Here is an 8,692-nt window from a genome sequence, read left to right on the forward strand (position 1 = left end):
ACGAAGGCCATTTCATGCTGCCCGCCGGCGGCAAATATCAACGCTCGCCGCTGCCCTTCGAACTGATGGTGCCGCATCGCGACCAGTGCACCAACCTCATGGTGCCCTTCTGCGTCGCCGCGCAACCCGCCTCCCCCGTCCGCCCATAAAAAAGGCCGGCGTTTCCACCGGCCTTCTTTCCTGTCCCGATCCACCGCGATCAGCGCGCGTGCATCGTGCTCCGGGCGATCTTGGCGACCAGCGGGAACATGCCGGTATAATTGCCCTGGCGATAGGGCGAGTCGATGTCGAGCGTCGCCATCAGCTGCCGATGGGCAGCCGCCAGATTATGATAGGGCACGCTCGGCAGCAGGTGATGCAACGCATGATAACGCAGGCCGACCGGCGCCCACAGTTCGGGCAGCGTGCCGGGCGGCGGCACATTGACCGAATCCAGATATTGCGCCGTCACGGTCATCGCCTCGCCCTCATTCTCCCACAGATGCGCGACCAGGGTGCGCAGCTGGTTGATGACGGTCATCGCCGAATGGATCGCCATATAGACGAGCAAGGGCTTCCAGCCGAAGGCGAAGACACTGCCGACCAGCGCCAGCGCGAACAGGCAGGCGCCCGCTTCCTGCCAATGCCACATGCGGGCGAACTCACCCTCGGGCGCACGGCGGCGATAGGCGGGATTGATCGACAGCGCCGAAAACTCCGCCACCACCTTGCGCCGCAGCGGCGGGATGATCAGGCTGAGCGGCGTCAGCACGCCAAAGCGCAGGATCAGGCCGACCGGCGCCAGCGCGGCGACGACGATGAACAGGGGCAGCGACCAGGGCTTCATCAGCGCCAGCGGCAGATATTCGGGGTCTTCCGCCGTGCCATAACGGGTGCGGGCATGATGCTGGGTATGCACGCCTTCATACAGGAAGGACGGGATCATCAGCGGAATGCCGACCAGCAGGTTCCAGCCGAATCGGAAGCCGGGCAGCGCGCCCTTGCGGATATGGGTCAGCTCATGGATGAAGCTGGCCGCGCGATAGAGCGCCATCATCGACAACAGGGCACAGCCGATCGCGATCGCCACATTCTGGGCCAGAATCGCACCGGCCAGCGCGCCATAGCCGATCAGCGCCGACGCCAGCATGTCCGGCCAGTAGATGGCCGGGTTCGCGGTCGACAGGGTGCGCGTCAGATCCGCGGCAGCGCGCAGCATCTTCGTATCGTCGGGTATAGCCGACCGCGTGCGCGACGCGGCGGCCAATATGGGATCATGCACAGTCATGCTGCTTTCCCTACACTCCAAATGCGCTGCAATCGTGGCAGCAACGTGACATATTCACCCCGGTTGGGGGTGTGGGCCGGTACAGATGCGCAAGACGCGCATTTCCAGACCGACTCCTAGCGCCCCGACACCGGCCCGAGATTGACATTCCGCAAACAAGCGCCGAACTGCTCGACACATTTCTTCAAGGGCCTGCGCCGTGGCATCAACCGATCTCGTCATCACCCCCGTTTCCTCCAAGGCCGATCTCAAGGCCTTTGTCGACCTGCCCTGGCGGCTCTACGCCAATGATCCCAATTGGGTGCCGCCGCTCAAGTCCGAAGTCTATGGCCTGCTGACGCCCGGCAAGAATCCCTTCTTCGACCATGCCGAGGCTCAATATTTCCTCGCCCGGCGCGGAAACAAGGTGGTCGGCCGCATTTCCGCGCATTTCGACAAGCTGGCGCTGGCCCAGCCGGTCGAACAGGGTATGGGTCCGGGCACCGGCAATTTCGGCCTGTTCGAGGCGGAAGATGCCGAAACCGGCGCCGCCCTGATCGCCGCGGCCGAAGGCTGGCTCAAGGCCAAGGGCATGACCCGCGTGCTCGGCCCGATCTCGCTGTCGATTTGGGAAGAGCCCGGCCTGCTGATCCAGGGCCATGATCATCCGCCGACGGTGATGATGGGCCATAACAGCGCCGCCTATCAGCCGATGGTCGAAGGCGCCGGCTATCAGCCGGTCAAGCAGCTCAAGACCTATGAGCTCGACATCACCAAGAATTTCCCGCCGCTGATCGAGCGCATCGTCGCCTCCGGCGAAAAGAGCGCGCGCATCACCATCCGCAAGGTCGACAAGTCGAAGTTCGATCAGGAAGCCGCGATCATCCTGGGCATCCTCAACGATGCCTGGGGCAAGAATTGGGGCTTCGTGCCGATCACCGACGCCGAAGTCGCCTTCACCGGCAAGAAGCTCAAGCCGCTGGTGTTCGAGGATCTGATCATGATCGCGGAGTTGGAGGGCGAGCCGGTCGCCTTCATGATGACCCTGCCCGACCTTAACGAGGCATTGAAGCCGCTCAACGGTTCGCTCTTCCCGTTCGGCTGGATCAAGCTGCTGCGCTGGCTGCGCAAGCCGCAGGTGCGCACGATGCGCGTGCCTCTGATGGGCGTGGTCCAGCGGCTGCAATCCACCCGCATGGCCAGCCAGCTCGCCTTCATGATGATCGAATATATCCGCCGCAACGCCCTGGCCCATTACAGCGCGACGCGGGGCGAGATCGGCTGGGTGCTGGACGATAATCAGGGCATGAACGCGATCGCCGACGCCATCGAATCGAGGGTCAACAAGATCTATCAGGTCTACGAAAAGACGCTGTAAGGCAGCGGGCGCGCCTCAGCGCCCGCATCCATCCGCCTGCAAGGCCATCATCGCCCGCGCCATCGCCATGCCCAGCCGGCGCTGGGCATCGGTCACCAGATGCAGTTCGTCCGCCTGCCGCTCAAGGCCGCCGGTCGGCACCATATAGGCGCAGCGCAGGGCGATGTCGCGCTGCGCCGCCTGCACCACCGCCCATCCCGGATAGCGCGCGACATGCTCCGGCGCGGCCGGCCGATCGGCGATCTGCGCAAAGAGGAACGGCAGCTCTGCGCGTCCCAGATCCCGCCGGAAATGCCCGACCAGATCGGCCAGCGCAGCGCCATAGCCCGTTGCCGCCGTCCCATTCTCCGCGTCGCTCTCGCCCTGATACCAGAGGATGCCGGCCAGCCGTCCGCGGACCGATCGCACCCGCGCCAGACAGGATCCATAGAGCGTTGTCCGATCCCCGCCGGGTCGCCAGCGCGCGATCGCGCTGCCGCCCTTGGCGCAGGGGATCAGGAGTATGGGCCGCCGCTGCCGCGCGATCAGCGCGCGGGCAAAGAACAGGCCCGGCCCGACCGCCGCCAGCCGGTCCGCCGACGCCATGTCCTGCTGCCCCTGCGCACTGTCGATCGGCTCCATCGCCGGCCGCACGATGCCGTCATTGCCCAGCATCTTCACGCCCGGCACCGGCGCCCTTTCCGGCTCGGTCAGGTCCGCCAGCGCGCCCCGCCCCGACATGTTGGACTGGCCGGCCAGCACATAGATGTCCGGCAAGGGCGCCGCGCCGCCGGCCGAGCCAGCCGCGCCGATCAGCGCGGCCAGGCCCAGCCCGGCAACCCGCCAGCTCAATAGCTGTAGCTCAGGCGGATGCCGCCATAACGATGGAAATCACGCGGCACATAGCCCTGGATCGCCGTCGTCCCGTAACGGTTCGACACATCGTTGATCAGATAGCGATAATGTTGGTCGAACAGATTGTTGATGAAGCCCATCACCTGCCATGACTTGTCGGCGCTGCGCAGGCCGAGCGCGATGTTCACCATCGCATATTCCGGCTGGATGGTGCGCGGATTCTGGTCCAGCGGCACGACCTTGCTCTGCCAGGTGACGGCGCCCTGCGCGACCAGTTCCAGCGGCCCCTGCCCCAGCGGCTGGGCATAATCGATATTGCCCGCCAGCTTCCACTTGGGCGAGATCAGCATCGCCTTGCCGCTCAGATCCTGGCGCGGCGGCGTGCCGACGCATCCCTGCGCCGCGGTCTGGTTCACATAGCAGGCCGCGCCGGCAAATTCCTTGAACTTGGCGTCCAGATAGGTCAGCGACCCATTGATGGTCAGCCCGGCCACCGGGCGGATGCTGGTTTCCATTTCCAGGCCCCGGATGCGCACCTTGCCGACATTGGTCAGGCGGAAATTCTGCGTCCCGTCGGCCAGATTTTCCACCGCCTGGGTCTGGAAATCGCGGAAGTTGGAATTGAAGACGGTGAGGTTCAGCGTCACCTTGCGATCCAGCAACTGCGATCGGAAGCCAAGCTCCAGGCTGTCGGATTTTTCCGGGTTCACCGGGCCGGCGTCGGCGCGCGCCTGGTTGAAGCCCGACGAGATGTCATAGGCCTGCCCCTTATGCCCGGTCGCATAGGTGAGATAGAGGTTCATGTCGCGCGCGACATCCTGCTTGATGCCCAGCTTGTAGGTGCCGAAACTGTCGCTGCTGCGCCCCGCATAGACCCGGCTGGCCGCCAGATCGGTGAACACATAATCGATCTTTTCCCGGCTGTAGCGGCCACCGGCGATCAGCGTCGTGCCGGGCAGCGGATCATATTCCAGCTGGCCAAAGCCCGCGATCAGGTCGCTGCCATTGGTCGCATCCCAATTGGCGTTGGAAAAGAGCGGCCCGCGATAGAAGTCGCGGCCGATGTCGACATTGCTGTAATAGGCGCCCAGCGTATAGCGGAACCGGTCCTTGCCGGGCGAAATCAGCCGCAGTTCCTGACTGAACTGTTCGCTGTCGAAATGGCCATATTGGAAATTCTGGAAGCTGGTGATCGCGGAATCGTCGCTGTCGAACCAGTCATGCGACTTGTAGCGGTCATGCGCGGTGATCGACATGATCGTCGGCCCGCCCGTATCATAGCTCAGTCGCAGCGACTGGGCGAAATCATTATAGGTGTTGCCGGTCGGGAAATCGATCGACACGTCCGTATTGTCCTTGTCGACCGTGATGCCCGGCGCGAACACATCCTGGGTGAAGGCCGGGTTGCCGCGCAGGATCGCATTATCGCCCAGTTCGATGAAGGGCCGCGTCGATGTCGTCCGCCCATCGGCATAATCGATCGCCAGATCGGCCTGCAACTCAGCCGTCGGGTTCCAGCGCAGCTTGTTGCGGGTGGAGAAATAGCGGCGCCCGTTCAGCGTCTTGCCATCGGCCAGGTTGCGCGAATTGCCCTTGAAATCATCATAGTTGACGCTGGTGCGGAAACCCAGCGTGTCGGTCAGCGGCCCGGAAAGAACCGCGCCGATCTGCTGCTCGTCATCCGTGGTGATCATGCCGCGCACCGACGCGGTCAGCGTCTTTGTCGGCGCCTTGGACACGATATTGATCAGGCCAGCCGAGGCCGATTTGCCATACAGCGTCGTCTGCGGCCCGCGCAGCACCTCGATCCGCTCGATATCGGAAAGATCGGTGAAGGCGCGCGACTGGAAGGCCAGCGCCACATCGTCCAGGATGACCGCGACGCTCGGCTCGACGCCGGGGCTGAAGGCCAGGGTGCCGACGCCGCGGATCGCGACATTGGCGCTCGCCGGATTTTCCGCCGGCCGGATGCTCAGCGACGGCGACACGCGGCTCAGATCGTTGAAATCCTGCACCGCATTGGCCTGCAACTGGGCCTCGCCCAGCACCTGCACCGACAAGGGCACATCCTGCACATTCTGTTCGCGCTTCTGCGCCGTCACGATGATGTCGCCAGCCGACATATCCTGCGCCTGCGCATGGGCCATGCCCGCCAGCGCCCCCGATACGACGCCAACCAGCAGGCTCGCCATCACGACTGCCATTTTCGACTGCCCCTTCATCAACCTCTCCCGATCCTGTGTTCCAAAGCTGCCACCGGGAGCCATCGGCCGATGCGCCGGTTTGCCCGACTGCACCGGCATCAAAGCCCACATTGCGGGACTCGGCTCCGGATTTCGAAAAGGCTGTATCCGACAGATCAGGCCAGCGCAACATATTGGTCAAACCAATATTGATGAACACGGCACTTGTCAGACAAATTGGCCTGACAGATCGATTGTCATGGCGAATGGCTGCGCTCCGGCGGAAGCAGGCGGCCGTGAATCACCATCGGCGCGATCGACGGTCCGCAGACAGTCGATCGCGCCGATCGCGCATTGTCAAAATCGGGTCAGGCGGCGGCCGGGGTCGCCTCGGCCGGCTTCAGATGGCGTGCCAGGAAGTCGAGGCAGCTGCGCACCTTGGCACTGTCCCCCTGCGCCGGCAGATAGAGGGCAACGATCGGCGATTCCGGCAGCGCGACAGCGGGCAGCACCGTCTGCAACCGCCCCTCTTCCAGATCGTCCGACACCGCCCATAGCGACTTGATGACGATACCGGCGCCATTGAGCGCCCACATCCGCGCCATTTCGCCATCATTCGTGCTCAGCACCCGGCTCGCCCGGCTATTGTCTCGCCCCATGTCCATGTCGATCGCGCGCCACATATCCTGCCCGCCGCCAATGACGATGCGGTCATGGCTGGCCAGATCCTCGATCGTGCGCGGCACGCCGCGTCGGCTCAGATATTCGGGCGAGGCGCAAAGCATGCGCGGATTGTCGGCCAGCCGCTTCATGATCAGGCCGCTGTCGGGCGGCGGATCGAAACAGATGGCGATGTCATGGCCGGTCTCGACGATATTGGCTGCCAGCCCCGCCGCCTCCAGATGCACCGCCACCTCGGGGTGCAGCGTCGCATAATGCTGGAACAGCGGCGCCAGCCGGCTGCGGCCCGAATGCAGCGTCGTCACCACGCGCAGCGCCCCGACCGGTTCGGTGGCGTTGCGCATCACGACATTTTCCGCCTGGTCGATGTCGGACAGCGCCTGCCCCGCCTTCTCGTAGAAGATCTGGCCTTCCTGCGTCAGCGTCATGTGCCGGCTGTTGCGGCGCACCAGCATCACCCCCAGCCGCGACTCCAGTTGCGACAGGCGGCGACTGGTCGCGGCAAGCGACAGGTCCAGTCGTTTGGCCGCTTCGGACAGGCTGCCCGATTCGGCAATTTTCACGAAGGACAGGATTTCAGCATAGCGATCGGCCATGCGCAAAAAGCTATGCGCGTTACGCTGCATTGCAATAGGCGCAAGGTTGCAGTTCCGTGTGAAAACATTGCCACGTCTCCCAAACGGCACGGAAATGCGACGGAATTTTGCTGGCGTTACCGCTACCGCAAGGCTGGCTTGCATGGTGTGGACCACGTTGACCGTCGCTTGTGCGTCGCATCATTTTTCGAACAAAGGCCGCCCGTCGGCTCCATTTCGGAAAGGACCGCCATGATCCGCACGCTCGCCGCAACGCGCGCCGCGCCCACGCCCAAGACCAATCAGCGTCTTGCCTGGAACGATATCGAGGCGCTGCCCATCTATGCCGCCATGGCGCTCTGCTTCGCCTGCGCCTGGCTGGCGATCAGCGACAGCACCCCCACCATCTATGCGACCATCCTGAAGGCGGTCGGCATCATCGGCGGCATGGCGCTGCGCCATGCCTGGCTGAAACTGGATGAAGCCGACGGCACGGACATCGCCTGACCTGTAGAGAACCGCTCCCCCTATGATCGTCGGACGTGCCCCACGTATCCGCCAGAGTTTCCAGACCGCGTGGCGCGCGCTGATCGCGCTGTTCTTCTGGGATCTGGCGGTCACCATCTTCTACTTCATCTCACCCTTCAAGGCGCCGGCCCTGCCGCTGACCATCTTCGGCACCGCGCTCGCCCTGGTCCTCGGCTTCCGCGTCAACTCCGCCTATCAGCGCTGGTGGGAAGGCCGCATCCTGTGGGGTGCGATGGTCAATGTCTCGCGCAGCTGGGCACGCGCGGTGATGAACTTCATCCCCGACCGGGCCGAAACGGCGGACCTGCGTCAGACCCTGGTCGAACGCCATATCGCCTATGTCCAAGCGCTGCGCTGCCAGCTCCGCCGGATCGATCCCGCGCCCGATGTGCGCCGCCTGCTCGCCGGCCCGGAGATTCCGGAACTGGGCCGTCGCAATCCCGCCAACGGCCTGCTCGACGGATCGGGCCGCCGGGTCGAACAGGCGCGCGCGGACGGCTGGATCGACAGCATCCAGCAGACCCAGATCGAACGGCTGCTGGTCGACATGTCGAACGCGCAGGGCGGCATGGAGCGGATCAAGAACACGCCGCTGCCCGCCCAATATCGCAGCTTCCCCAAATTCTTTACCCGGCTCTTCTGCATCCTGCTGCCGATCGGCCTGGTCGAGACATTGGGCATCGCCACCCCGGTCGGATCGGCGGTCGCGGGCTTCATGTATCTTGCCGTGCTGCAGATCGGCGACGACCTGGTCGATCCGTTCGGCAACGACGTCCACGACCTGCCGCTCGACAGCATCACCACCACGATCGAAGCGGACATGTGCGACACGCTTGGCCGCGAAGGGCCTCCGCCGGTCCAGCCGGTCGACGGCGTGCTCTGGTAAAGCCAAAGATCGCCCGCCAAACCGGCCGTCATCCTGCATTAGATGCAGGATCCATTCAGCGCGCCCTCGCAGCACAGAAGGAATCCCGGATCCTTCGACGAGTCCAAGAGAGCCTTTCGCTAGGATGACGCTGATAGGGATCAACGTGTTTCGACCGATAGTGTTGAAGACCCGGTCTTTGCAGTGATGGCGCGGTTCTGATTCACTGGCGTTGTCGTTAGGCGACGGGCTGATGATGGGTGATCGGACGGTGATGCAGGAGGTGCTGTTTTACAGCTTCAGCCTGGAAGATCATGTTCCCCAGAGCCACTTGTTGCGGGCGGTGGATCGTTTCGTTGATCTGGACGGGATCTGGGAGAAGCTGCGGTCATTCTATAGCGA

At 63.9% G+C, this 8,692-nt stretch carries 7 protein-coding genes and 1 pseudogene; 4 read left to right on the forward strand and 4 right to left on the reverse strand.

The window, feature by feature from the left end; translation table 11 throughout:
- Positions 1-199 precede the first annotated feature (199 nt).
- The gene (locus A0U87_RS24115; protein ID WP_010335889.1) at positions 200-1,267 is read right to left on the reverse strand and encodes a fatty acid desaturase; all 1,068 of its coding nucleotides are present in this window, start codon (positions 1,265-1,267) and stop codon (positions 200-202) included.
- 199 nt (positions 1,268-1,466) lie between these two features.
- On the opposite strand from A0U87_RS24115, the gene A0U87_RS24120 reads away from it, so the two are divergent.
- A complete protein-coding gene (locus A0U87_RS24120) occupies positions 1,467-2,624 on the forward strand; it encodes a hypothetical protein (RefSeq protein ID WP_048939599.1) in 1,158 nt (385 codons plus the stop codon).
- 15 nt (positions 2,625-2,639) lie between these two features.
- Here the strand turns inward: A0U87_RS24120 and A0U87_RS24125 are convergent, their stop codons facing one another.
- The 3 genes from A0U87_RS24125 to A0U87_RS24135 all read right to left on the reverse strand — a co-directional run bounded on the left by A0U87_RS24125 (position 2,640) and on the right by A0U87_RS24135 (position 6,918).
- Complete coding sequence (locus tag A0U87_RS24125; RefSeq protein ID WP_048939598.1) at positions 2,640-3,455, reverse strand: sialate O-acetylesterase; 816 nt, start codon at positions 3,453-3,455, stop codon at positions 2,640-2,642.
- Positions 3,452-5,662: a TonB-dependent receptor gene (locus tag A0U87_RS24130; protein ID WP_234415733.1), complete on the reverse strand. Its 2,211-nt coding sequence runs from the start codon at positions 5,660-5,662 to the stop codon at positions 3,452-3,454. The genes A0U87_RS24125 and A0U87_RS24130 overlap by 4 nt, the downstream gene beginning before the upstream one ends.
- 347 nt (positions 5,663-6,009) lie before the next feature.
- On the reverse strand, positions 6,010-6,918 hold the full coding sequence (locus tag A0U87_RS24135; RefSeq protein WP_137406090.1) for a LysR family transcriptional regulator: 909 nt from the start codon (positions 6,916-6,918) through the stop codon (positions 6,010-6,012).
- 231 nt (positions 6,919-7,149) lie between these two features.
- On the opposite strand from A0U87_RS24135, the gene A0U87_RS24140 reads away from it, so the two are divergent.
- From A0U87_RS24140 to A0U87_RS26930, 3 genes and pseudogenes are all read left to right on the forward strand, one after another.
- Positions 7,150-7,404 (forward strand): hypothetical protein, encoded by a 255-nt coding sequence (locus A0U87_RS24140; RefSeq protein WP_004211015.1) that lies wholly within the window; start codon positions 7,150-7,152, stop codon positions 7,402-7,404.
- Positions 7,405-7,426: 22 nt separating this feature from the next.
- Positions 7,427-8,311 (forward strand): bestrophin family ion channel, encoded by an 885-nt coding sequence (locus tag A0U87_RS24145; RefSeq protein ID WP_048939596.1) that lies wholly within the window; start codon positions 7,427-7,429, stop codon positions 8,309-8,311.
- Positions 8,312-8,543: 232 nt separating this feature from the next.
- A pseudogene (locus A0U87_RS26930) lies at positions 8,544-8,692 on the forward strand (IS5/IS1182 family transposase); the annotation flags it as partial.

Source organism: Sphingobium sp. MP9-4, from assembly GCF_005281675.1.
GTDB classification, from domain to species: Bacteria; Pseudomonadota; Alphaproteobacteria; order Sphingomonadales; family Sphingomonadaceae; genus Sphingobium; species Sphingobium yanoikuyae.